The following is a 23,828-nucleotide window of genomic DNA, read 5'->3' as shown; positions in this document are numbered from 1 at the left end:
ACGCATCGCCAACCGACCGGACCTTCCCGCATGCGCCAGCTCCTCGCCCTCGCCGTCCTGACGGCATCCGTTTCCCTGGTCGTCCACGCCGCGCCGGCCGCGTCGCCCGCCACCCCGCGCGCCGTGGTCGCCGATCCCGCCTTCGACGCGACCTACCCCGCGTCGAACCGCCAGGTGCTGATCCTGAACCAGGGCAGTGGCATGAACGCCCTGTTCCTGCTGGCAGCCGGCGGCGGCCCGAAGCCCACCATGCTGCTGCTGCACGGCCTGCCCGGCAACGAGCAGAACCTGGACCTGGCGCAAGCCGCACGCCGCGCCGGCTGGAACGTGTTGACAATGCACTACCGCGGCAGCTGGGGGTCGGCCGGGCGCTTCTCGCTGGCCGGCGCGGGCGCCGACGTCGATGCGGCGATGGCCTTCCTGAAGCAGGACGAGAACGTGCGGCGCTTCCGGATCGACACCGGGCGCCTCGTCGTCGCCGGCCACAGCATGGGCGGCTTCTTCGCCGCGCGCTACGCCGCCACCCACGACGACGTCGCCGGCGCCATCCTGCTGGATCCGTGGAACATCGGCGCCTCGGGCAAGGAAGTGCGCGCGCATCCGGAAACGCGCCAGGACCGCATCGCCGCCATGGGCGAGGATTTCGGCACCAGCCTCGCCGGCACCGATGCCGCCGCCCTGATGCGCGAAGTCGAGGCGCATGCGGACGACTGGGACCTGGCGGGCTTCGCCGACGGCCTGGCGCGCAAGCCCCTGCTCGTGATCGGCGCCCAGCGCGGCCTGGCGCCGGGCCTCGTCCCCGTGGTGGCGGCCGTCAAGGCCAGGCCAGGCGCCCAGCTGCAGTCGATCACGCTGCCGTCGGACCACGCGTTTGCCGACCACCGCATCGCGCTGGCCGCCGCGACCGTGCGCTGGCTCGATGCGCGCGCCAGGCCTGCGAAGGGGCGCTGAGGGACCGCCTGGCGTGCGACGGTTGACCATGCCGCACGCCGTCGGTATCGTCCGTGGACGAGTGACACCCATTCCAACAAGACGATGACCGGAGACCGCATGACCCGCATGACCCGCATGCTTACTACCCGCCCGCGCCTGCTCGCCGCCTGCGCGCTGCTGCTCGCGGCCACCCAGGCAGTCCAGGCAGCCGACATCATCCAGGTCAACCAGCTGGGTTTCCTGCCCGGCGCCCGCAAACTGGCGCTGGTGCCGGCGACGGCGGCCGACCGCTTCCAGGTCAAGGATGCCGGCGGCAAGGTGGTATTCGAGGGACCGCTGGGCAAGGCGGCGACGTGGAATGCTTCCGGCCAGGCCGTGCGCGTGGCCGATCTGTCGGCCCTGCGCGCGGGCGGCACTTACCGCATCGCCGTGGCCGGCCTGCAGGAGTCCACGCCCTTCCCCATAGCGCCGGACGCCTACCGGCTGCTCGACGCCGGCGCCATCCGCGCCTACACGCATAACCGTGCCGGCATCGCGCTGGATGCGCGCGTGGCCGGCGCCTGGGCCCGCCCGGCGGGCCATCCGGACGACCAGGTGCGCGTGCATGCCTCCGCCGCCTCCGTCACGCGACCCGCGGGCACCGTCATCGCCAGTCCCAAGGGCTGGTACGACGCCGGCGACTACAACAAGTACGTGGTCAATTCCGGCATCAGTACCTACACGCTGCTGGCCGCCTACGAGCACTTTCCCGCTTGGTTCGACGGGCTTGCCGTCAACCTGCCCGAAAGCGGCAACGGCCTGCCGGACCTCGTCAACGAGACGCTGTGGAACCTGGACTGGATGGCCACCATGCAGGACCCCGAGGACGGCGGCGTGTACCACAAGCTGACGAACCTGTCGTTCGACGGCATGGTCATGCCGGACAAGGCGACGGCGCCGCGCTACGTGGTGCAGAAGACGACGGCAGCGGCCCTCGATTTCGCCGCCACGCTGGCCGCAGCCAGCCGCGTGCTGGCGCGCTTCGACGCCCAGGCGCCGGGCCGTTCGCAGCGCTGGCTCGCGCAGGCGGAAAGCGCATGGCGCTGGGCCCTGGCGCACCCTGCCGTGCGCTACCGCCAGCCGGCCGACGTCAGGACGGGAGAGTACGGCGACGACAAGCTGGACGACGAATTCGCCTGGGCCGCGGCCGAACTGCTGGCCGCCACCGGCAAGGCCGCGTACCGGAATCCGGCACAGGCTTCCGGCGACGCCCGCAAGACGGAACCCGACTGGGGCGACGTGCGCGCCCTGGGCTGGATCACGCTCGCCGGCCAGCAGGGACGGCTGCCCGACGAAGCGGCGGCGGCGCGGTCCCGCATCGTGGCGGCCGCCGACACGCTGCTGGCGCGCTGGCAGGCATCGCCCTACCGCCTGGCGATGGCCGACAAGGACTTCACCTGGGGCAGCAATGCCGTCGTGCTGAACCAGGGGATGATGCTGGTGCAGGCCTACCGCATCACGGGCAAGCGCGACTACCTGGACGCGGCCCAGTCCGCGCTCGACTACACGCTGGGCCGCAATCCGCTGGGGGTCTCGTACGTGACGGGCTTCGGCACGCGATCCGCCATGCATCCCCACCATCGCCCGTCCGTGGCGGACGGCGTCGCTGCTCCGGTGCCGGGCTGGCTGGTGGGCGGTCCGAACCCGGGCCAACAGGACGCGAAGGATTGCAAGGCCGCGTACGGCGCGAAACAGCCGGCGCTGTCGTGGCTTGACGACGCGTGCAGCTATGCGAGCAACGAGGTGGCGATCAACTGGAATGCGCCGCTCGTGTACGTGGCGGCGGCCTTGCAGGTGCTGGAGCGCTGACCGAAAGAACAACGTTCACCAAGAAATCGTCGTCCCTGCGGAGGTAGGGACCCAATGTGGCTGGCGCTGCGTTGACGCATACAACAATTGGGTCACTGCCTGCGCAGGGGCGACGACCTTACATTACCAACCCATCTTCTGCTTGATGAACGCCGTCAGCTTCTGCGCGTTCTGCTGGTGATGGAACACGCGCGGATGGTGAGTGTAGCCCGTGAACGGGAAGAACACCGTATCGATCCGCTTGTCGCCGTCTTCCTTGCGCATGCGCTCCACCGCCGTCGTCACGTAACCGGGCCAGGGCGACCCGGGGCGCGTGGCATCCATGCTGCCCAGCGCGCACACGATGTAGGCGTTCGGATACAGCGCGCGCACCCGCGTCACGAACTTCCGGTAGGCGGCGATGCGGCCCTCGTCGTCGGGCTCCGGCTGCAGCTTGTGGTCGCGGCCGATGAGCCAGGAATCGTTCTGCATCAGGTTGACGACGACCACGTCCGGCGTCCAGCGCTTGAAATCCCAGTGCGTGTCGTTGTCGCCGACGGCGCTCAGCTGGTCGTAGAAGTCCGGCATCGTGAACGGGAACCAGCTGATCATCACGCCGATGCCGCTCTGCGTGGTCATGTGCAGCTCGGCGTTCAGCTTGCGCGCCGTGATCGCCGCGTAGGACAGGTAGCTGTTCTTGTCGCGCTTGACGGCGTCGTCGCCGTTGAATGGCGCCTCGTTCCCCATGCCGCTCGAAATCGAGTCGCCGAAGAATTCGATGTGGCGCTTCGGGCGCGGCGGCGGCGGCAGCAGCGACGCGCCGTCGTCGAGCGCCAGGCCGCGGAAGGTCGTGGTGCCCTCCTCGCCCTCGGTGCGCTTGAAGATCAGGAAGCTGTGCTTGCCGGGCGCCAGGCCCTGCGCGACCTCGTAGGTCTGGCTGCCCTTCGCGGCCTGCAGGATCAGCGGGCTCGCGTCCTGGCCGTCGATGATCACGTTGAAGTAATTCAGGCCACGCTCGTCGTCCAGGGTGACGGACAGCGACGTGCCCGTGAAATTGCCGGCGATCTGGGTCGCGGGCCAGGAGATGACGGGCGCCTGCGGGTCGGCGAAATCGACGCGGCCCGTATATTGCAGGTGCTTGTCGCTCGGTGCGATCTGCGTGGCCGCGAATGCGGATCCGGCGCACAGCAGGCCCGCCAGCAGCGCCGCGCAGGTGTTCAGGGTAGTCTTCATGCGTTTCCTTCCAAATAAACATCCGGCCGCCTGGGCGGCCGGGCTGCATTAGCGTCGTGCAGATGATCTCGCGATTACAGCTTGATCGTCACGGCCTTGCCATCATAGTCGACCGTCTTGTCGGCCGCGTCCAGGTCCGCCGCCGGCACCACGCCCTGGCGCAGCACGCGCACCTTGAACTGGCGCTTGGCGACCATGCCCTTGTACTGGCCGGCGCGCGCGCCGATCGTCACCGTGCCCGCCTTGTCGTCATAGCGGATCGGGATGCGGCTTGCCTCGCCGCGCTCGTAGGCGTTGCTGACGCCATCGTCCTCGTACAGGCTGGCCTGGCCGCTCGCGCCGGCGACGACCTGCAGCACGATCGGAGCATCCGGCTTCTCGTCGACGTATTGCGTCACGGGTCCCGTCGTCACGATGCTGCCCACGCGCATGAACAAGGGGATGCGGTCCAGCGGGGCGTCGACCGTGGCCGTCGTGCCGCCCTTGTGGCGCATGCCGGTGTCGAAGTCGACCCAGTCGGCGCCGGCCGGGAACACCACGGTGCGGCGGCGCGCCTCGTAGGCCGTGACGGGCGCCACCATGAAGGCATGGCCGAACAGGTACTGGTCCTTGACGTCCTTGACGCGCTCGTCGTGCGGGAAGTCCATCACCAGTCCCCGCATCATGGTACCGGACGCGTAGTGCGTGTCGGCCGCCATCGTGTAAATGTACGGCATCAGCTGGTAGCGCAACTTCAGGTAGCGGACTAGGTTGTCGCGCATGGCCGCATCGTCGCCGGCGATATTGTAGATCTCGCGCTTGACGACCTCGCCGTGCGAGCGGAACAGCGGGGAGAACGCGCCGAACTGGAACCAGCGCCAGTTCAGTTCGCGCCATTCGCGCATGTCTTCCGGCTTGCCCTGGTTCGAGGTGGTGGCGCGGTTTTCCTGGGCCGATCCCACGTCGCCGCTCTGGAAGCGGTTCTCCTGCGCATAGCCCCCGATGTCGTGGGTCCAGTTCGGGATGCCGGACATCGACATGTTCACGCCTGAGGCGATTTGGTCGTACAGGTTGTTCCAGCGGCCCGCCGTGTCGCCGCTCCACACGGCCGTCGAGTTGCGCTGGATGCCGGCGAAGCCGGAACGCGACAGGATGAACTGGCGGGTGTCCGGCTGGTCGCGGCGCAGGTGTTCGACCATCCCACCCGAGTGCACGAGGCTGTAGGGGTTGAAGGTGATCTCGCCGGGGCCGTAGACCGTGGGACCGATCAGCTTCTTAAAGTCCTCCAGGCGCGAGTTCGACAGCACGTCCGGTTCCGTATTGTCCATCCACCAGGCGTCGAAACCAAGGTCCACCACCTTCTTGATCTGGCGGTAGTAGATGTCGCGCGCTTCCTGGGTGTACGGGTCGTAGTGGCTGTTCTTGTAGCCCGGGCCGACCCAGTCCAGCGCGCCGTCCTCGACGTTCTTGGTCCACATGTATCCCTTGGACGCCAGTTCCTTGTAGTTCGCCGTGTTGGCGTAGAACTTGCCCCAGATGGAGATCATGATCCTTGCGTGCTGCTTGTGGACGGCATCGACCATGCCCTTCGGATCCGGGAAGCGGACCTTGTCGAAGTCGTGCGAACCCCAGCCGTCTTCCGGCCAGTAGAACCAGTCCTGCACGATGTTATCGAGCGGCCAGCCGCGCTTGCGGTACTCGGCCACCGTGTCCAGCAGCTGCTGCTGGGTCTCGTAGCGCTGGCGCGATTGCCAGAAGCCGTACGCCCATTTCGGCATCATGGGCGCCTGGCCCGTGAGGTGGCGGTAGCCGGCGATCACGCGGTCCATGCTGTCGGCGCTGATCACGTAGTAGTCGATCGCCTCGGCGATCTCGGACGACATCGTCAGCGAATGGCGTTCCGGCGCCGGCAGCGGGTCGTTGTGGGTCATGGCGACCATGCCGCCCGAGGCCTTCCATTCCAGGTGCAGCTTGACCGGCTTGTCCTTCTCGAACTTCACTTCGAAGTTGTGATACCACGGGTTCCAGCCCTGGCGCCACACGTCCATGACCTGCTTGCCGTCGATCGACAGCGTCGCGTAGTCGGACGAATACAGCTGCATCTTGTGCACGCCGGCCTTCGGGCTCGCCATCGCGCCGTCCCACACGACCTTCACGTCCTTGCCCGCCAGGTCCTTCATGGGCGGCAGTTCCTTCGGCCAGTACTCCGTCAGGTCCTTCAGGTACTGGTAGCGGATGTCCTGCTCCTGGCGCGTCAGCGCCAGCTTGCCGTCGATGTAGTAGCGCGCCGTCAGGCCGCCCGGCTTGCCGTCGGCATCCGTCAGCGCCAGGTCGCGCGACAGCCAGGCATACGGCCTGGGATCGCCGAAACGGCTGATGCCGTTGTTGTCCCACAGGACGCCGTAGTTCTTGTCCGAGACGACGAAAGGCACGGCGGCGATCATATTGTGCTGCTGCAGCAGCACATCCTCGCCGTTGTAGTTCATCTGGGCGTTCTGGTGCTGGCCCAGGCCGTAGTAGGCGTCCTTCGTGCCGTGGTTGAAGCCCTGCCTGATCGCCAGGTAGGGCTTGCCGCCCACGGTGACGGGCGCCATGGTTTCCGACGCCTGCACCAGGAAGGCCTTGCCGGCCGCGTCGAAGAAGCGTACCTGGCCATCCTTCAGCGACACCTCCGCGGCGATCTTCGCCGCCTTCAGGCGCACGGTGCCGGCGCTGCCGCCCTTCGCATCCACGCTGAAGCTGCAGCCGCACGGCTTGGCCACCGTCATCAGCGATGGCGTCAGCTTCTTGCCGGCCTGGTCGAGTTTCAGCACCTGGACGATGTTATCGCTCATCAGGTTCAGGCGCACCACCTTCGCGGCGCCCGCGTCCGGGGTCACCTCGATGCCGGTGGCGGTCTTCTGGTAGCTGCCGGCCAGTGCCGGGCTGCCGGCCGCCAGCAGCATCACGGCTGCAGCGAGTCGGGTTATTTGCATATGTCTTCCTCCAAATGGTCGGCTGCGCGCACAGTACGCTGCGCCTGCACCGTCGCCCCTGCGCAGGCAGGGGTCCAATGTCGTGCCGCTCTCGAAAAATCGGGTCCCCGCCTGCGCAGGGACGACGTAACATCCGTATGTACTGAACGTGTCAATACGTTCCCATCCGGACCTTCAGCACCGTCGGCGTCGCCGGCAGGTTCAGCCCATAGTCGGTCTGGTCGCCATTCCAGTTGCGCTCCATGACCCAATTGCCCCTGGCGTCGAAGTGTCCTTCTTCCACGCGCGCAAACATCGCAGGCTTGCCGGCATTGGCGCCCGTGCCGGACAGCTTGACGCGGATCTGCTGGCCCACCAGCACGAATTCGTTCGGCCCCGTCTGCGCGATCGCGACGCCGCCGGACGGCTGCTCGGTGCCGGCCATGTACTCGTTCTTGTCGCGCAGGTATTCGCGCTCGCCGAACTGGAATTCGCGGAACGACAGCGTCGCCTTCCAGCCGTCCATCTCCACGTGCTGGGCCGCGCGGTCGTCCCCTTCGGACACGCCGTACGTGCGTCCTTCGAACGCCCACTGCGCCCACTGGCGCTGCAGCGGCGCGAACACGCCGTAGATCCTGGCGAACGGTTCGACCATGCGCTTGTCGGTGAACTTCGATCCGAGCGGATAGTTGCTGTACTCGGCATAGTCGATGCCGAACGGCGCGACGCCCAGCGCGCCCTTGCCGATGATCTGGTAGACGTAGCGCGCGTACTGCGCGGCATTGCCCATCTCCGGCACCATCAGCGCGTTGTCCGGACGCTGGAACTGGCGCAGGATGGCGTCGACCTTGTTCGACTCCGGCATGTAGATGTCCGGGCCCGCGAACGCGATGTGTGGGGCCGCCGCGCGCCAGATGCCGAGCACGTCGTGCGTCGGACCGCCGCTGGCGAAGTCCTTCTTCCACGGCGCCGCCTGCTCGCCCGGCTGCACGCCGGCCGGGTCGCGCAGCGCGTTGTTGACGAACATCGGCAGGTCGTAGACGGCGCGGCCGGCCTTGGCGATCTCCTCGATGTAGCTGGCGATCGCCCAGGTGTGGAAATACTGGTCGGCATACTCGCCGTAGACGTCGGACCACGTGCCGGACGTGGGATGCGATGCGGGCGGCTTCTGGCGCGCCAGCACGGCGGCCGGCACCGGCTGGCGGAACGCGCTTTCCGCGCGGGCCCCGTAGTCGCGCGCGACGCCATAGGTGCCGACCTCGTTCTCGACCTGCACCATGATGATGGTCTTCTTGTCGGCGTCGATGCGCTTGATGTGCTCCATCAGCGCGACGAAGGCCTTCTTGTCGGCGGTCAGCGTCGCTTCGCCGTGCGGCGAATGGCTGTAGCTGGTCTTGCCGTCCTTGTCGATCATGCGCGGAAAGCGCGCGTTGTCGAACTTGACCCATTCCGGGGTATAGGCGGCGCCCGTGTTCTTCCAGGTGCCGAACCACAGCAGCACGAGCCGCATGTCGTTCTTGCGCGCCTCGCGCACCAGGGTGTCGACGTAGGAAAAGTCGAACGTGCCCTCGCGCGGCTCGATCTGTTCCCAGGCGACGGGGATCTCGAGCGTATTGGCGTGGATGTCCTTCAATGCGGCCCAGACCTTGGGCAGCGCGGCAGGATAGTTGCTGGAGTTATGGGCTTGTCCGCCCAGGATCAGGTACGGAGCGCCGTCGACCATCAGGGCGTGGCGCCCGTCCTTGGCGACGATGCGGGGCATCTCGGTGGCGGCGTGGGCGGCGCTGAACGCCAGTGCGGCGCACAGGCCGAGCAGGCGAAAGGCGGGCTTATGAAACGGCTTCTTCATGCGCGGGTGTCCTCGGTGAGCGGTGGCAGGGAGAAAAAAAGGCGGCGGGCCCGGGAGCCTCGCCGCCTTGCGCAACGCTTAGAACGAATAGCGCAGCGATGCCGTGTAACGCGGTCCGGAGACGAACCAGGCACGGCCCTTCTCGCCGATCGACTGCTGCATCAGCTGCTTGTACTTCGAGTCGGTCAGGTTCTGCGCCTCCACGCCGAGCGACAGGTTCTCGGTGAAGTTGTAGAAGAACGAAGCATCCAGCTGGCCGTAGTCGTCCGCATAGGTCGGCAGGCCCCATGCCAGGCCGGTGGTGCCGCGCGCCGGGCTGTTCGGATTGGTGTCCGTGCCGTCGGTGCCGCGGGTGCCGTTGACGTTCACGCCCTGCAGGTTCTTCGAGCGCCAGTTCCATGCCAGGCGTGCCGACACGGGACCCTTGTCGAACATCAGCGCGATGTTGTACGTGTTCTTCGACAGGCCCTGCAGCGGCAGGTCGCCGAACGCCGCGCCGTTGGTGTCGCAACCATTCAGGCTCAGGTTCAGGTTGCTGGCGCCGTTGTTGCTGCCCGAGCAGTAGGCAGAGAACACGGGGTTGTACAGCTTCTGCTTGCCGTCCACGTAGGTGTAGTTGGCCTGCAGGCCCAGGCCCGAGAGCCAGCCCGGCAGCTTGTCGAAGTACTGCTGGTAGGCCACCTCGACGCCGCGTGCCGTGCCGCGCGCCGCGTTGACGGGGGCGGTGACGTTGAAGTTGTAGGTCTGGCCGTTCGCAGCCTGCAGCGGATAGCTGTAGGTCTGGTTGACGATGATGTCCTTCAGGCGCTTGTTGAACACGGCCACGGTCAGCGAGCCGGCCGGCGCGAAGTACCATTCGGCCGTCAAGTCGACCTGGCGCGACTGGATCGGACGCAGGTTCGGGTTACCGTCGCTGGTGCCGCTCAGGCTGACGTTGTTGACGATCAGGTTGTTGCCGACCAGCGTCGTGTCGTTGGTCTGCGACAGCGTCGTGTAGCCCTGCAGCTGGCTGAAGTCCGGACGCGAGATGCCCATCGCGGCGCCGAAGCGGAACTGCAGGTTGTCGGCCGCCTTCATGCGCAGGTTCAGGCTGGGCAGCACGTTGTGGTAGCTGTTGTCGTAGTCGCGCGCCTGTGCGTAGGCGCCGATGTTCGGAATCGCCGGACCCGTGACGGTGCCGCCGGGACCCGGAACCGGCGTCGTCGTCGGCGGGGTGAACACGGTGTAGCCGCGCGCCGTCATCTCCGTCTTCACGTAGCGCAGGCCGATATTGCCGTCCACCGGATATTTTAGGTCGTCGAAGCCGAAGCGCAGCTGGGTGTAGAACGCGCCCGTCTTCTCGCTCTGCGAGTTGGTGCCGGCCGGATCGGTGCCGAAGGTCGCCGCCTTCCAGGTGCCGCAGTTCGGCGTGGTGCCGTTGGTGGCGGCCACCTGGCGGCACAGCACGTCATAGTAGCTGTGCAGCGTGGCATAGCTGCCCGGATAGCCCGTTGCCAGCGAGGTGTTCGGGAACACCAGCGACGGCACGTTGGTGCCGTTGTTGAAGAAGTTGTTGAACTGGTGGAGCTGCGTCTGGTTGCTGAAGCGCGGGTCGCTCAGGTAGGCCAGTTGCGGCACGCTGGTGCCGTTCGGTCCCGGCACGGCCAGTTCGCCCTGCCACGGCTGGGTGATGGCGGCCCAGTTGTAGCTCGGATTCGTGTTCTGGGTGACGGCGTCGCGGTCCGTGAAGCGCACGCCGAAACGCACGTCGCGCAGCACCGGATGGTCGAACGCGTACTTGGCGTCCAGCTTCAGCGCCCACTGGTCCGCTTCGCTGCGGTCCATGTGTTCCTGGGTGAAGGCCCAGTAATAATTGTTCGGATTGGCCAGGTAGGCACGCTCGGCATCGCTGAACGACAGCGACGGCACGCTGCCGCGCAGGTCGATGCTCTCCTGCTGCATCTTGATGGCGGTAGCCACCGTCGAGTCGAAGCTGTGCGACTTGGCCTTGATGCGCTGGACGTCCGAGTCGAAGGTCCAGGCGCTGTTCGGACGCCAGCTCACGTGCCACGACACGTCGGTGGTATCCGAGATGCGGTTGGCGGCGCGGGTGTCGGCGCCGAAGTCGATGCCGTTGTCCACCGTGTCGTACAGCGTGCCGGTGAGCAGCGCGCCCTTGGCGTCGTAGGTCGCGCCCGGACGCACCTGGATGTTGTACGGGCTGGCCGACGAGAAGATCGCCTGCTCGTCCCATTCCATCTTGTACTTCGACTTGAAGTAGGTCAGCGACGAGCTCAGGGTCGCGTCCTTCTTCCACTGCAGCGCGCCGTAATAGCCTTCGCGCTTGCGGTCGAAGTTCAGCGTGCGCCACTGCGAACCCTTCGGCACCCAGACGGTGCGGCCCGGCTCGACGTCCGCGCGCGGATAGTAAGGCTCGACCTGGAATGCGTCGGTGCGGGTCGCGCTTTCGGAATACGCCAGGTCAACGAGGGCGCCGACTTCGCCGAAGCCCGTCTTCCAGCGGTCCGAGAACATCACGGAACCGGACGGCGACCAGCTTCCCTTCTTCAGTTCCGAATACGTGTTCTGCAGCGACACGGCGACCTTGCGGCCCTTGAAGTCGAACGGCATCGCCGTGCGCAGGTTCACCAGGCCGCCGATGCCGCCTTCGATCTGCTCGGCCGACGGGTTCTTGTAGATGTCGACGCCGGCCATCAGCTCCGGCGGGACGTCCTCGAAGTTCAGCGAGCGGCCGCCGTTGGCCGAGAACGAGTCGCGGCCGTTCAGTTCCGAACGCACGTAGGTCAGGCCGCGGATGTTCACGCCCGAGCCTTCCACCGAGTAGTGCTCCGGGTCGCCCTTGGCCATGGTGCGGTCGATCGTCACGCCGACGACGCGCTGCAGCACCTCGGTGACGGAGCGGTCCGGCAGCTTGCCGATGTCCTCGGCGACGATGGAATCGACGATCTCGTCCGAGTTCTGCTTGAGCTTCTGGGCCGAGTTCAGTGCAGCGCGCTGGCCGGTGACGACGACCACATTGCCTGCTTTCTGGGGAGCCGGCGCATTCTGCGCGCCCTGGGCGCCCACCTGCTGCTCGTTGGCGCTCTGCGCCAGTGCGGCGCCGCTCGCGAGCAGCGCGATCTGCGCTGCGGCGACGGCGATCGCGGTTTTCTGGAACTGTTTCATACTGTCTCCTATCGGCTGTCAATCGCATCCACGTTCGTGCGCGGATGCCTCTCTACTTCAAAGCGCCGGCCGCTTCGGGCCGGCTTCATCAATGATGATTCTTCACCTGCTTCGCCCGCGCGCACGCCGTGCGTGAAATCGATTACGCGCTGGGATCATGGCGGGCATCGCGGGTTCGTCCTGTCAGTGCCTGGATGGTTCGCCGAACACGATGCCGCGTCCGGCCGTGGTCATGTACACAACGCCGTAGCGGTTCATGTCGCCGACGACGAGCTGCGCATCGCCGGGGCCGCCGTACTGGTGGGCGTCGTCGTTGATGCGCACCCACGAGGCGCCGTCGTCGATCGAGCGGTACATGCCGCGCACGCCGCCCACGGTACCCCAGATGTACACGGCAGGGACATCCTTGCCGGGCGCCGCCTTGCCGAAGCCGAGCGCGCCGCACCAGCTCACGCCGGCCACGCCGGCAAAGTGTTCACCGCCGTCGCGCGAGCGGGCCAGGCCGCCATCCTTGAGCGGTACCCACAGGTCGCCCTTGCGGCCGGGCGCCGCGCGCAGCAGCAGCGCTCCGCCCACGGGCAGCGACGCGCGCCGTGCGAAACTGGCGCCGCCGTCGGCGCTGGCCAGCAGCGCACCCGTGTCCGGTTCGTAGACATAGAAGGCCTGCGGATCGACGGGATCGGCCACGGGGCGCACGTTCGCGCGCGCCAGCCCTTTCACCTCGGTCCAGCTGGCGCCGCCGTCGGCGGAGCGCCAGGTGGCCGCGGACCGCTCGGGGATGTGCAGGATGACGGCACCGTCGGCCGACAGCGCGAGCTGGCCGCGGCGGCCCTTCAGCGCCGCCGTCTTCGTCCAGGTGGCGGCGCCATCGCGCGTGACGTACAGGCTGTCGCCCAGGCGTGCCATGATCCGTGGCGCGCGCGCGGCCACGTCCAGGCCCGTCGTGGTACCCATCTGCGGCGCGTGGATGCGGCCGTGGCGGCGCGGATCCTCGTGCAGGTAGCCGTCGATGTCGCCGATGGCCGATACCAGCGGTCCGCCCGGGATGCTGACGAGGCCCAGCGGCACCGTCTCCTCCATGCCGGCGACGGTGAACGTCCAGGTGGCCGGCACGGCATCGATGTCGGCGGTGCGGAACACGCCGTTGCCCGAGGTGACCCAGACGGCCTTGCCGTCGCCGCCGTCGAATTCGACGGAGCCGGTCCAGTGGATGCCGTGCCCCTTCAGCCAGGGCACGCCGGCCGCTTCCTTGACGAAGCCGCGCGCGATCACGTCGGTCCAGGTGCCGCCTCCGTCCGTGCTCGTGAAGATGCGGTCGCCCTTGGCATCGCCCTGCACGAGGAAGGTGTTGATGGTCGAGATGACGAGACGCCGCGGGTCCTTTGGGTCCACGCTGACGCCTGCGAACGGCGTGGTCCAGCCCTGCGGCGTGATGTCGGTCCAGGCCCCGGTCGCGATCGCGTACTTGAAGACGGCGCCGCGGTTCATGGGCTCCCTGCCTTCGCGGTCCGGATGCGGCCCGGCGCCGTTCGCATAGGTGACGATCAGGTTGCCGGCGCCGTCGAGCACGGCGCGCTGCGGCATCAGGCCGGCCGGGCCGCCCTGCACCGGCGCAAAGCTGGCGCCGCCATCGTCGCTGCGGTACAGGTTCGGGCCGACGGCATCGTAGCGCGACACGCCCGCGAACACGCGCCGGGCCCGGCCGCCGGCGACGCTGGCCGGATCGGGGACGACGAAATCGATACCCACGTCGTTTGGCGTCGTCGTCACCGGCATGCCCGCCACGCGCGTCCACGTGTCGCCGCCGTCAACGCTCTTGAACAGGCCATCGCGGCGCGAGCCCACATACAGCAGCTTGGCGTCGGCCGGATCGATCGCGAGGCGCTCGCCGTTCTGCCGGCCCATGCCGTTGCCGTGGGTCTTGAACTGCGCGCCGACGTCGACCGTGGCGAAGGTCTTGCCGCCGTCCCGGGAACGCAGGATGGCCGTGCGGCCGCCGTTCAGGTACTTGATCCCGGCGAGCAGGTAGACGGTGTCGGCATCGTGCGGATCGACGGCTAGGCCGTCGATGCCGAGGAATCCGGTCTGGTCCTGCCCGACCCAGTCGAGCAGCGGGATCCAGCGTTGCGCGCGCGGGTCCCAGCGGTAGGCCCCGCCCACGTCCGTGCGCGCATACGCCACGCCGGGCGCCGCGCGGCTGGGGACGACGGCCGTGACGAAGCCGCCGCCGCCGATCGCCACGCTGTCCCAGACATAGGGAGCGTGCACGACCTGCCCGGTCACGGCGGTGCGCGCCGGCCCGGCGCCGGCCGTGGGCACGGCCACGCTGCCAGCCAGGGCCAGCGCGACGCCGACTGCGCCAGCGAGACGGTAGAGTTTCATTGCCGGTCCCTTGCGCCGGTTCACGCGGCCGGATGGCGCGCGGCAGCGCCGGAAACGGCGTGCGAGCAAGGGAAGGCGAAGGAAATGGATGACCCGCGAGGGTGAGTGGACGTGATGCGCATGGGTCTCCGGCCGTGATTTTTCGTTAGTTTGTTGTTATGTATCTACAGCGAATGCTAAGCGAATGGCGCTAATGGTGGCAAGCGAAATGTTCGCGCTAACAGCCGCCACGCATGGAATGCGCATAACTTCGCGCATTTTCTGAACAAAAATCGCTGAAATCGAGTTCAGACATTCATACCGCACATTATCAAGCGGGACGCCGTTGTATTTTTGTCACACGAAACGCGTATATGTGCGCTTAAGTTCCCGTGTGCCAACATGAAATTTGGGGTGCAGGAGAGATTTTGCGTCTTTATCGCATGGCTCGACCGCGCGTCAGTGACAATCTCGCCGTGGAGGCATGTAATCGATTTCGCCAACGACGTCTGCTGCCTTTGTACAGGAACCTGGACAGGGCGTGACAGCAATCGCCTCAACCCTATGGTAGCGCTTAACAAATGGTGTTAATGTCTACACTTTCCGCACCATGCCGCATGGGCTGGCGCGGGCATGACCACGACACCTAACCAAAGGAGACACCATGACCATCCAGGGCGACATGATCATCGGCCAGCGCATCGTGCGCGGCAGCGCAGGCAGCACGCGCGCCTTCAATCCCGCCACCCACGCCGCCATCGAGCCGGATTTCGGCCTGGCGACGCGCGAGGACGTCGATACGGCCTGCCGCCTCGCGGAAAGCGCCTTCGACGCCTACCGCGCCGTGCCGCTGGAAGCGCGCGCCGCCTTCCTCGAAGCGATCGCCGAGCGCATCCTCGAGATCGGCCCGCTGCTGATCGAACGCGCCGGCGCCGAGTCGGGCCTGCCGGCGGCGCGCCTGGAGGGCGAGCGCATGCGCACCGTGAACCAGCTGCGCCTGTTCGCCAAGGTCGTGCGCGATGGCCGCTTCCTGGACGCCATCCTGGACAGCGCCCTGCCCCAGCGCACGCCGCCGCGCCCGGACCTGCGCCTGCGTAACATCCCCCTGGGTCCCGTCGCCGTGTTCGGCGCATCCAACTTCCCGCTGGCGTTCTCCGTCGCCGGCGGCGACACGGCATCGGCGCTGGCGGCCGGCTGCCCCGTCGTCGTGAAGGCCCACAACGCCCACCTGGGCACGTCGGAACTGGTGGGCAAGGCAATCCGCCAGGCCGCCATCGACAACAATATGCCGGAAGGCGTGTTCTCGATGCTGATCGGCGAAGGCAACCAGATCGGCCAGGACCTCGTAACGCATCCCGCCATCAAGGCGGTCGGTTTCACGGGCTCGCGCGGCGGCGGCCTGGCGCTGGTGGCCGCGGCCAACGGACGCAAGGAACCCATTCCCGTGTATGCGGAAATGAGCAGCATCAATCCCTTCTTCCTGCTGCCGGGCGCGCTGGCCGCCGGCGGCGCCAAGCTGGCGCAGGGCTTCGTCGATTCGCTGACGCTGGGCGTGGGCCAGTTCTGCACCAACCCGGGCCTGGTGATCGCCATGGCCGGTCCGGACCTGGACGCGTTCCGCAGCGCCGCCGTCGAGGCCCTCGCCGCCAAGGGCGCGGGCACCATGCTCACGGCCGGCATCCACCAGGCTTATGCCGGCGCCATCGAGCGCCGCTCGGGCATCGCCGGCGTCGAACTCGTCGCTCAGGGCGGCGCCGACGGCAGCGGCTGCGCCGCCCGCGCCGCGCTGTACCAGGCCGACGCCGCGACCTTCGTCGCCAACCCGGCGCTGGAAGACGAGATCTTCGGGCCGTCCTCGCTGATCGTCGTCCGCCGCGACGAGGCCGAGCTGCTGCAGGTGGCCCGCCATGTCGAGGGCCAGCTGACGGCCACGATCCACGCGAACGCGGACGACCGCGCGCTGGCCGCGCAGCTGCTGCCGGTACTGGAGCGCAAGGCGGGCCGCATCCTGTTCAACGGCTTCCCGACCGGCGTCGAGGTGTCGCACGCGATGGTGCACGGCGGCCCGTTCCCGGCGACGTCGGACAGCCGCTCGACCTCCGTGGGCGCCTCGGCGATCGCGCGCTTCGTGCGCCCGGTGTGCTACCAGGACGTGCCGGCGGAGCTGCTGCCGGTGGAGCTGCAGGATGCGAATCCGCTGGGGCTCGTGCGGGTGGTGGATGGGGAGTTGAAGCTGGCTTGATGGCGGCGATCGGTGGGCACGTGGTGCCCACCCTACGGCCCCACGAAGGAGTCAAATGCAACGTCGCCCCTGCGCAGGCAGGGGCCCAATTTTCGTGGCAAGCCGACGAATTAGCCCCCTGCCTGCGCAGGGGCGACGGTGTTGATGCGTTGCGCTTTAGTGGTTATGGCGCGGCATGTCATCCGCCACGCCGCGGTACTTCAGCGCCAGCTCCATCACGCCGCCCGTGTGCAGCTGCCCCACGGTGGAGCGGTAGATTTCCTGCCACGGCGTCTGGTTCGGCGGGATCGGGGGCGGCGCGTCCTTGCGGCGCGCTTCCAGTTCCGCGTCTTCCAGCAGCACGTCGCAGCGGCCCGTGTTCAGGTCCACGCGCACGACGTCGCCCGTGCGCAGCAGCGCCAGGTTGCCGCCTGCCGCGCTTTCCGGCGACGCGTTCAGGATCGACGGGCTGTCCGAGGTGCCGGACTGGCGGCCGTCGCCCAGCGTCGGCAGCGCCATGATGCCTTTCTTGATCAGCGCATCGGGCGGCTGCATGTTCACGACTTCCGCCGAGCCTGGCCAGCCGATCGGACCGGAACCGCGGATCACCAGCATCGTGTGCTCGTCGATGTTCAGGGACGGGTCGTTGATGCGGTGGTGGTAGTCGTCCGAACCGTCGAACACGACGACGCGGCACTCGAAGCGGTTTTCCGCGCCGGGTGTCGACAGGTAGCGCGCGCGAAAGGCCGGCGAGATCACCGAGGTCTTCATGATGGCGAAGTCGAACAGGTTGCCCTTCAGGACCATGAAGCCGGCCTTTTCCTTCAGCGGCTCGTCGAACGGGCGGATCATCTCGCGATCAATGCTTTCCTTGCCGACCAGGTTCTCGGCCATCGTGCGGCCCGTCACCGTCAGGCGCTGCGAGCGCAGCCGGCCCTTCTGTTCCAGTTCCCACATGATGGCGGGGGTGCCGCCGGCGCGGTGGAAGCGCTCGCCGAGGAATTTACCGGCCGGCTGCATGTTCAGCAGCAGCGGCACGTCGTAGCCCACGTCCATCCAGTCGTCCGTCGTGATCTCCACGCCCGCGTGGCGCGCCATCGCGACGATATGCGGCTGGGCGTTGCTGGAACCGCCGATCGCCGCGTTCACCACGATGGCGTCCAGGAAGGCGTCGCGCGTCAGGATCTGCGAGGGACGCAGGTCCTCGAAGGCCATGCCGACGATCCTCTTGCCCGTCTCGTAGGCCATCTGGCCACGCTCGCGGTACGGCGCGGGAATCGCCGAGCAGCCCGTCAGCGACATGCCCAGCGCTTCCGCCACCGCGTTCATCGTCGACGCCGTGCCCATCGTGTTGCAGTGGCCCGCGGACGGGGCCGAGGCGGTGGCGATGTCGATGAACTTCTGTTCGTCGATCTCGCCCGCGGCCAGGCGCCGGCGGCCCTTCCAGATCGCGGCGCCCGAGCCCACCAGTTCGCCCTCGAACCAGCCGTCCAGCATCGGCCCGCCGGACAATACGATGGCGGGAATGTCGACGGTGGACGCGGCCATGATCTGGGCCGGCGTCGTCTTGTCGCAGCCCGTGGTCAGCACGACGGCGTCGATCGGGTAGCCGTGCAGGATCTCGACGAGGCCCAGGTAGGCCAGGTTGCGGTCCAGCGCGGCGGTCGGGCGGCGGCAGTTCTCGAAGATCGGGTGCAGCGGGAATTCCATCGGGATGCCGCCGGCATCGCGGATGCCGTCGCGCACGCGCTTGGCCAGTTCCAGGTGGATGCGGTTGCACGGGCTGATGTCGCTGCCGCTCTGGGCGATGCCGATGATCGGCTTGCCGGAACGGAGCTCCTCGGGCGTGATGCCGTAGTTCATGAAGCGCTCGAGGTAGAGCGCCGTCATGTCGATGCGCTCCTGGTTGTCGAACCAGTCCTGCGAGCGGAAACGTCGGGGGGTCTTTTGCTGGGTCATGCTCAATGGTCTCCTGCTCACTGCTGCAGCCGCAGCGCGTGCTGCGGCAATCCGGCCACGTCGAGCCGGAAGGTAAACAAACCGCCGGCCAGCGGCTGCGCGGCCAGCTCGTCGGGCGACAGGCCCTTGCGCGCCGTCGTCGCGTACACGGTGCGCAGGTCGTCGCCGCCGAACGCCAGCTTGGTGACGTTGGCGCACGGGAAGCGCACCTCCCCCCCCTTCCGTCCTTGCGCGTCGAAACGGTCGATGCGCCAGCCGCCGAAGGTGGCCACCCACAGGTGGCCGTCGGCATCGACGGCCATCCCGTCCGGATAGCCGCCGTCGGCGATCTCGATGAACACGCGCTTGTTGGACAACGCGCCGTCCGGCGCCACGTCGAACGCGTACACGCGCTTGTCGAGCGTGTCCGTATGATACAACGTGCCGCCGTCGGGGCTCACGGCGGGGCCGTTGGTGATGATGTAGCCGTCGTCCATCGTGCGCACGTAGGTGCCGTCGAAGCGGTACAGCGCGCCGCTGGCGGCCTCCTCGGCATCGTGCATCGAACCGAACCACAGGGCGCCCTGCGCATCGACATGGCCGTCGTTGAAGCGGTTGTGTTCGAGATCCGACTCGACCTTCGCCAGCGGCACGAAATCGCCGCTCTCCGGCAGGAAGCGGTACAGGCCGTCGTCCAGCGAGCACACCATGCCGCCGCCGCTTTCCGGCACGATGAAGCTCACCTGGCCCGGCGCGGGCCAGGTGCGGCGGTCGCTGCCGTCGGGCGCGCAGCGCAGGATGCGCTTGCCCTTGATGTCGACGAACCAGACCCAGGGGCCGCGCGCGTCCCACAGCACGCCCTCCCCCAGCAGCGCCTGGACGTCCCAGATGCAGGTGGGTTCGATCGTCATGCGCCGTACCATCCCGCGTCGACGAAGTATTCGCGGCCGCTGCAGGCGCGCGCATTGTTCGACGCCAGGAACAGCGCCAGCGCGGCGACGTCCTGCATCTCGACGCGTGCCGGCACGCACTGGCCGGCCAGGATGCGCGCCTCCTCTTCCGGGTTGTGCCACAGCTTTTCCTGGCGCGGCGTGCGCACGGCGCCCGGCACGATCGTGTTGGCGCGGATGCCGAACTTGCCCAGTTCGCGCGCCATGCCGCGGGTCATGCCCTCGATGGCCGCCTTCGCCGTCATGTACAGGTCGAGCTGGGTGTGCGGCAGGTGCCAGGAAATGGAGCCGAAGTTCAGCAGCACGCCATGGCCGCGCTGCTTCATGCCGGGGATGACGGCCTGGCTGCAGAAGAACTGGTGGCGCAGGTTGACGTTCATGCGGCTTTCCCAGTATTCCGGGGTCACCGCTTCGATCTCGTGGCGGTCGTCGTTGGCCGCGTTGTTGAGGAGGATGTCGACGCCGCCCGCCTCCGCCTCGATGGCGGCGAACGTGGACTTCAGGGCCTCGATGTCGGTCAGGTCGCAGCGGACGAACTTGGGCGCGGCGGCGCTGCCGGCCAGCGACTGTTCCAGCGCGCGCGAGGCTTCCTCGGCGATGTCGAGGAACCACACGCGGGCGCCTTGGGCGGCGAAGGCGGTGGTCAGTTCACTGCCGATGCCGCTGCCGCCGCCGGTGATGACGACGCGCTTGCCCTTCAGGTCCGGGTAGGTGGCGTAGACGAATGCTTCTTGCTTGGTAGGGGACATGGGATATTGTAGTGTCGGATGGGCCGAATGGTCCGGCTGGTTTCAGCGCGCGCCGGCCAGCAGGCCGCGTCGCGCCAGGTTGTCGTACAGGGCGCGCACGCCGAAGGTCCAGGGTTCGATGGCGTCGCTGCGCTCGACGGTGTTGACGAGCGTGCCCAGGGACGGCGTCGAGATGCTGACGCGGTCGCCCATGTGGTGGGTGAAGCCGCCGCCCTTCGCGTCGCGGTCCTTGATCGGCGAGAACATCGTGCCCAGGAACAGCATGAAGCCGTCCGGATACTGGTGGTGGCGGGCGCAGGTCTGGGCCACGAGGTCGAGCGGATCGCGGCTGATCTCGCGCATGAAGCTGGCGCCCGCCAGCTCGAAGCCGTCGTCGACGCCTTCGATCAGCATGCGCACCTCGAGTTCGCGCACCGTGTCGATGGTGAACGTGCCGTCGAACAGGCGGATGAACGGGCCGATCGCGCAGGAACCGTTATTGTCCTTGGCCTTGCCCAGCAGGAGCGCGCTGCGGCCCTCGATGTCGCGCAGGTTGACGTCGTTGCCGAGCGTGGCGCCGACGGCTTCCGCGCGGCTGTTCACGGCCAGCACGATTTCCGGTTCCGGATTGTTCCAGTGCGAGTTCGGGTGCAGGCCGACGGGCACGCCATGGCCCACCGACGACATCGGCTGCGACTTGGTGAACACTTCCGCATCCGGGCCGATGCCCACTTCCATGTACTGCGACCACAGGCCGCGCGCCGTCAGCTCGGCCTTCAGGCGCATCGCCGCCTCGCCGCCCGGCTCCAGCTCGGACAGGTCGGTGCCGATCGAGTCCTGCAGCTGAGCGCGCAGCGCGTCGGCGCGCGACGGATCGCCCTTGGCCTGTTCCTCGATCACGCGCTCGAGCAGGCTGACGGCGAAGGTGACGCCGGCGGCCTTGATTGCCTGCAGGTCGCACGGGGCCAGCAGGCGCACGGCGCCGCCCTTGCCGTTCACGAGGTCAGCGGCCAGACCCAGGTCCTCGCCCTCGGCCTCGCGCACGACGGCCAGCAGGTCGTCGCGCTCGAACAGCGCCGAGACGGTCGGGGCGTGGCGGGTGATGTCGACCACGCGGCCCTGCCGCACGGCGACGACGGCGGGACCGTCCACCGGCGCGCCACGCCAGACGCGGCCGACCAGCAAGGCCTGCTCGAGGTCCTCGGGCAGCGGATTGGCTTGATGTGCTGTCATGTCGTCTCTCCTGGTTATGCCACCGTCAGCGTCGTCTTCTTGAGGTTGACGCTGTCCGGACCGGCAAAGATGGTGAAGGTGCCCGGCTCGACGGCGCGTTTCATGTCCGCGCCATAGAAGGCCAGGTCGCCCGGCTTGATGTCGAAGGTGACGGTGCGCTGCTCGCCGGGACGCAGGGTCACGCGCGCAAAGCCCTTCAGCTCCAGCAGCGGGCGCGTGACGGAGCTGACGTCGTCGCGGATGTACAGCTGGACGACTTCGTCCCCGGCCACGCGGCCGACGTTCTTCACGTCCACCTGCACGCGCGTGCTGCCGTTGGCGGCGATCCTGGTTTGCTCGAGCCGCGGGGCCGAGATGTCGAAGCGGGTATAGGACAGGCCGTAGCCGAACGGGTACAGGGGCGTCGTGACGCCGTCGATGTAGCCGCGCCGGGTGCTCGGCTTGCGGTTGTAGTACATGGGCAGCTGGCCCGTGTTGCGGGCGATCGTCACGGGCAGCTTGCCGCCCGGGTTGGCTCGGCCGAACAACAGGTCGGCCACCGCATGGCCCGTTTCCTGGCCCAGGTACCAGCATTCCAGCAGCGCGCCGGCGCGCTCGGCCAGCAGCGTGGCCGACAGCGGACGTCCGTTCAGCAGCACCACGACGGTCGGCTTGTTCAGCGCGAAGATGGCGCGCGCCAGGTCGTTCTGCTGGCCCATCAGGTCCAGCGTCGTGCGGTCGCCCAGGTGGTTGTCGGCCCAGGCTTCGCGCGAGGTCTGCTCGTTGTCGCCCAGGACCATGACGATGGTGTCGGCCGACCTGGCCGCCTCGACGGCGTCGGCGATCAGGCGCGCGTTGACTTCCGGCTTGGTGAATTCGATCTCGTCCTTGCCCCAGACGTGGCCTTCCGTGATGCGCACGCCTTCCGAATAGGCCAGCTGGAATCCCTGCGCCCTGGCCTCCGCCTGCAGGCCTTCGTAGACGGAGACGACGTGGCGCGGCACGTCCGAGTAGCCGCCGATGGGCGTGTCCTTCGCGTGGGTGCCCAGCAGCAGCACCTTGCCGACCTTCTTGCCGTCCAGCGGCAGCAGGTTGCGCTCGTTCTTGAGCAGCACGGCGCTCTTCAGCGCGGCCTGGCGCGCCAGCGCGACGGCATCCGGCGTGGCCGTCAGCGCGTCGGCGCGGGCCGCATCGGCGTACGGGTTCTCGAACAGGCCGGCCTCGAACTTCAGCTTCAGGATGCGGCGCACGGCGGCATCGATCTCGGCGACGGACACCTTGCCCTCGGCGACCAGCTCGCCCAGCTTTGCGTAGCCCTTCGGGTCCGGCGTCTCGATGTCGACGCCAGCCTTGACGGCCTGGCGCGCCGCTTCCTTGACGTCGGCCGCCAGGTGGTGGCGCGTGACCAGCTCGTCGACGGCCATGTAGTCGGACACGGTGACGCCGTCGAAGCCCCACTCCTTGCGCAGCACGTCCGTCAGCAGCCAGCGGTTGGCGTGCGAGGGAATGCCGTCGATCTCGTTATACGAAGGCATGACGGCGGCGATCTTCGTCTCGCGCACGATCTTTTCGAACGGCGGGAAGAAATCCTCGCGCAGCAGGCGCTCGCCCACGTTGGCAGGGCCGATATTGGTGCCGCTCTCCGGCTGGCCGTGGCCCGTCATGTGCTTGAGCGTGGCGTATACCTTGTCCGGCGCCAGCGGCAGCGTCTCGCCCGAGAAGCCGATCACGGCGGCCTTGCCCATCACGCCGCACAGGTGCGGGTCTTCGCCGTAGGTTTCCTCGATGCGGCCCCAGCGCGGCTCGCGCGCCACGTCGACGACGGGCGCCAGCGCCAGGTTGGTGCCGCGCGCGCGCATCTCGCGCGCCGCCACGGAAAACACCTTCGTGACGAGCTCGGGATCGAAGCTCGAGGCCAGGCCGATCGCCTGCGGGAAGCTGGTGGCGTCGCGCGCGACGTAGCCGTGCAGCGCTTCCTCGTGCATGAAGATGGGAATGCCGAGGCGGGTGCGCTCCATCGCCCACTTCTGGACGGCGTTGACGTAGTCGGCCGTCTCCTTCGGCCCCCGGTTGGCGACGGCGCCGCTATTGCCGGCGGCGCTGGCGGCGCCCAGCTGGCGGTCCGACGGACGCGCGAACATGCCGATCCCGTGCGGATAGGCGGCGGCCGCCTTGGCCGGGTCGAAGCTGGTGTCCGTGTGCTGCAGCGCGCCCTTGCCGATCCAGACGCACTGCATCTGCGCGATCTTTTCTTCCAGCGTCATGCGCCGCAACAGATCGTCGACGCGCGCGCCGACGGGGGCGCCGGACTGCTTGTAGACGGGTGTCGCGCCCGCCTGCGCGGCAAAGGCGCCGCCCGGTACGACGGCCAGGCCGGCGATACCGCCGACGGAGGCCAGGAATTCCCTGCGTTTCAAAGCCATCGTTGTCTCCCTGCTCTTGTAGTCAGTCGCAGGAGGCAGTCCGCCCGGCATTGCG

The 23,828-nt window shown here is 67.9% G+C and carries 13 protein-coding genes; 3 read left to right on the top strand and 10 right to left on the bottom strand.

Annotated features, from left to right (window positions below; all coding sequences use genetic code 11):
• The first annotated feature begins 30 nt into the window (after positions 1-30).
• Positions 31-951, top strand: a complete 921-nt coding sequence (locus ACI1V7_RS06565; protein ID WP_404530939.1) for an alpha/beta hydrolase family protein — start codon at positions 31-33, stop codon at positions 949-951.
• Positions 952-1,050: 99 nt separating this feature from the next.
• A complete protein-coding gene (locus ACI1V7_RS06560; RefSeq protein ID WP_404530938.1) occupies positions 1,051-2,781 on the top strand; it encodes a glycoside hydrolase family 9 protein in 1,731 nt (576 codons plus the stop codon).
• A 123-nt stretch (positions 2,782-2,904) separates the two neighbouring features.
• On the opposite strand, the gene ACI1V7_RS06555 is transcribed toward ACI1V7_RS06560, so the two are convergent.
• From ACI1V7_RS06555 to ACI1V7_RS06535, 5 genes are all read right to left on the bottom strand, one after another.
• Positions 2,905-3,993: an SGNH/GDSL hydrolase family protein gene (locus ACI1V7_RS06555; RefSeq protein ID WP_404530937.1), complete on the bottom strand. Its 1,089-nt coding sequence runs from the start codon at positions 3,991-3,993 to the stop codon at positions 2,905-2,907.
• 74 nt (positions 3,994-4,067) lie between these two features.
• Positions 4,068-6,947 carry a TIM-barrel domain-containing protein gene (locus ACI1V7_RS06550; RefSeq protein WP_404530936.1) on the bottom strand — a complete coding sequence of 960 codons (2,880 nt, stop codon included), beginning with the start codon at positions 6,945-6,947 and terminating at the stop codon, positions 4,068-4,070.
• A 151-nt stretch (positions 6,948-7,098) separates the two neighbouring features.
• Positions 7,099-8,775 carry a GH35 family beta-galactosidase gene (locus ACI1V7_RS06545; RefSeq protein WP_404530935.1) on the bottom strand — a complete coding sequence of 559 codons (1,677 nt, stop codon included), beginning with the start codon at positions 8,773-8,775 and terminating at the stop codon, positions 7,099-7,101.
• Between the two features lie 78 nt (positions 8,776-8,853).
• The gene (locus ACI1V7_RS06540; RefSeq protein ID WP_404530934.1) at positions 8,854-11,940 is read right to left on the bottom strand and encodes a TonB-dependent receptor; all 3,087 of its coding nucleotides are present in this window, start codon (positions 11,938-11,940) and stop codon (positions 8,854-8,856) included.
• Between the two features lie 183 nt (positions 11,941-12,123).
• On the bottom strand, positions 12,124-14,322 hold the full coding sequence (locus tag ACI1V7_RS06535; RefSeq protein ID WP_404530933.1) for a beta propeller repeat protein: 2,199 nt from the start codon (positions 14,320-14,322) through the stop codon (positions 12,124-12,126).
• Positions 14,323-14,965: 643 nt separating this feature from the next.
• Here ACI1V7_RS06535 and ACI1V7_RS06530 point away from each other — a divergent pair.
• Complete coding sequence (locus ACI1V7_RS06530) at positions 14,966-16,543, top strand: aldehyde dehydrogenase (NADP(+)) (RefSeq protein ID WP_404530932.1); 1,578 nt, start codon at positions 14,966-14,968, stop codon at positions 16,541-16,543.
• Between the two features lie 156 nt (positions 16,544-16,699).
• Here the strand turns inward: ACI1V7_RS06530 and ACI1V7_RS06525 are convergent, their stop codons facing one another.
• From ACI1V7_RS06525 to ACI1V7_RS06505, 5 genes are read right to left on the bottom strand one after another with little or no spacing between them, the layout of a single operon-like run.
• Positions 16,700-18,481: an IlvD/Edd family dehydratase gene (locus tag ACI1V7_RS06525; protein WP_404530931.1), complete on the bottom strand. Its 1,782-nt coding sequence runs from the start codon at positions 18,479-18,481 to the stop codon at positions 16,700-16,702.
• A gap of 17 nt (positions 18,482-18,498) precedes the next feature.
• Entirely contained in the window at positions 18,499-19,371 is an 873-nt protein-coding gene (locus tag ACI1V7_RS06520; protein WP_404530930.1) for an SMP-30/gluconolactonase/LRE family protein, read from the bottom strand.
• Positions 19,368-20,159 (bottom strand): D-xylose 1-dehydrogenase, encoded by a 792-nt coding sequence (gene xylB, locus ACI1V7_RS06515; protein ID WP_404530929.1) that lies wholly within the window; start codon positions 20,157-20,159, stop codon positions 19,368-19,370. Before xylB ends, ACI1V7_RS06520 begins: the two co-directional genes overlap by 4 nt.
• Positions 20,160-20,201: 42 nt before the next feature.
• Positions 20,202-21,371 (bottom strand): fumarylacetoacetate hydrolase family protein, encoded by a 1,170-nt coding sequence (locus ACI1V7_RS06510; protein WP_404530928.1) that lies wholly within the window; start codon positions 21,369-21,371, stop codon positions 20,202-20,204.
• Between the two features lie 14 nt (positions 21,372-21,385).
• On the bottom strand, positions 21,386-23,773 hold the full coding sequence (locus tag ACI1V7_RS06505) for a glycoside hydrolase family 3 N-terminal domain-containing protein (RefSeq protein ID WP_404530927.1): 2,388 nt from the start codon (positions 23,771-23,773) through the stop codon (positions 21,386-21,388).
• Positions 23,774-23,828 lie beyond the last annotated feature (55 nt).

The sequence above is a fragment of the Massilia paldalensis genome, assembly GCF_044901715.1.
In the GTDB taxonomy this organism is placed as follows: domain Bacteria; phylum Pseudomonadota; class Gammaproteobacteria; order Burkholderiales; family Burkholderiaceae_D; genus Telluria; species Telluria paldalensis.
This window is presented reverse-complemented; position numbering and strand designations above follow the sequence as displayed.

Coding starts and splice junctions, on each gene's coding strand:
- ACI1V7_RS06565 (WP_404530939.1), top strand. CDS start 31: ATGCGCCAGCTCCTCGCCCTCGCCGTCCTGACGGCATCCGTTTCCCTG.
- ACI1V7_RS06560 (WP_404530938.1), top strand. CDS start 1,051: ATGACCCGCATGACCCGCATGCTTACTACCCGCCCGCGCCTGCTCGCC.
- ACI1V7_RS06555 (WP_404530937.1), bottom strand. CDS start 3,993: ATGAAGACTACCCTGAACACCTGCGCGGCGCTGCTGGCGGGCCTGCTG.
- ACI1V7_RS06550 (WP_404530936.1), bottom strand. CDS start 6,947: ATGCAAATAACCCGACTCGCTGCAGCCGTGATGCTGCTGGCGGCCGGC.
- ACI1V7_RS06545 (WP_404530935.1), bottom strand. CDS start 8,775: ATGAAGAAGCCGTTTCATAAGCCCGCCTTTCGCCTGCTCGGCCTGTGC.
- ACI1V7_RS06540 (WP_404530934.1), bottom strand. CDS start 11,940: ATGAAACAGTTCCAGAAAACCGCGATCGCCGTCGCCGCAGCGCAGATC.
- ACI1V7_RS06535 (WP_404530933.1), bottom strand. CDS start 14,322: ATGAAACTCTACCGTCTCGCTGGCGCAGTCGGCGTCGCGCTGGCCCTG.
- ACI1V7_RS06530 (WP_404530932.1), top strand. CDS start 14,966: ATGACCATCCAGGGCGACATGATCATCGGCCAGCGCATCGTGCGCGGC.
- ACI1V7_RS06525 (WP_404530931.1), bottom strand. CDS start 18,481: ATGACCCAGCAAAAGACCCCCCGACGTTTCCGCTCGCAGGACTGGTTC.
- ACI1V7_RS06520 (WP_404530930.1), bottom strand. CDS start 19,371: ATGACGATCGAACCCACCTGCATCTGGGACGTCCAGGCGCTGCTGGGG.
- xylB (WP_404530929.1), bottom strand. CDS start 20,159: ATGTCCCCTACCAAGCAAGAAGCATTCGTCTACGCCACCTACCCGGAC.
- ACI1V7_RS06510 (WP_404530928.1), bottom strand. CDS start 21,371: ATGACAGCACATCAAGCCAATCCGCTGCCCGAGGACCTCGAGCAGGCC.
- ACI1V7_RS06505 (WP_404530927.1), bottom strand. CDS start 23,773: ATGGCTTTGAAACGCAGGGAATTCCTGGCCTCCGTCGGCGGTATCGCC.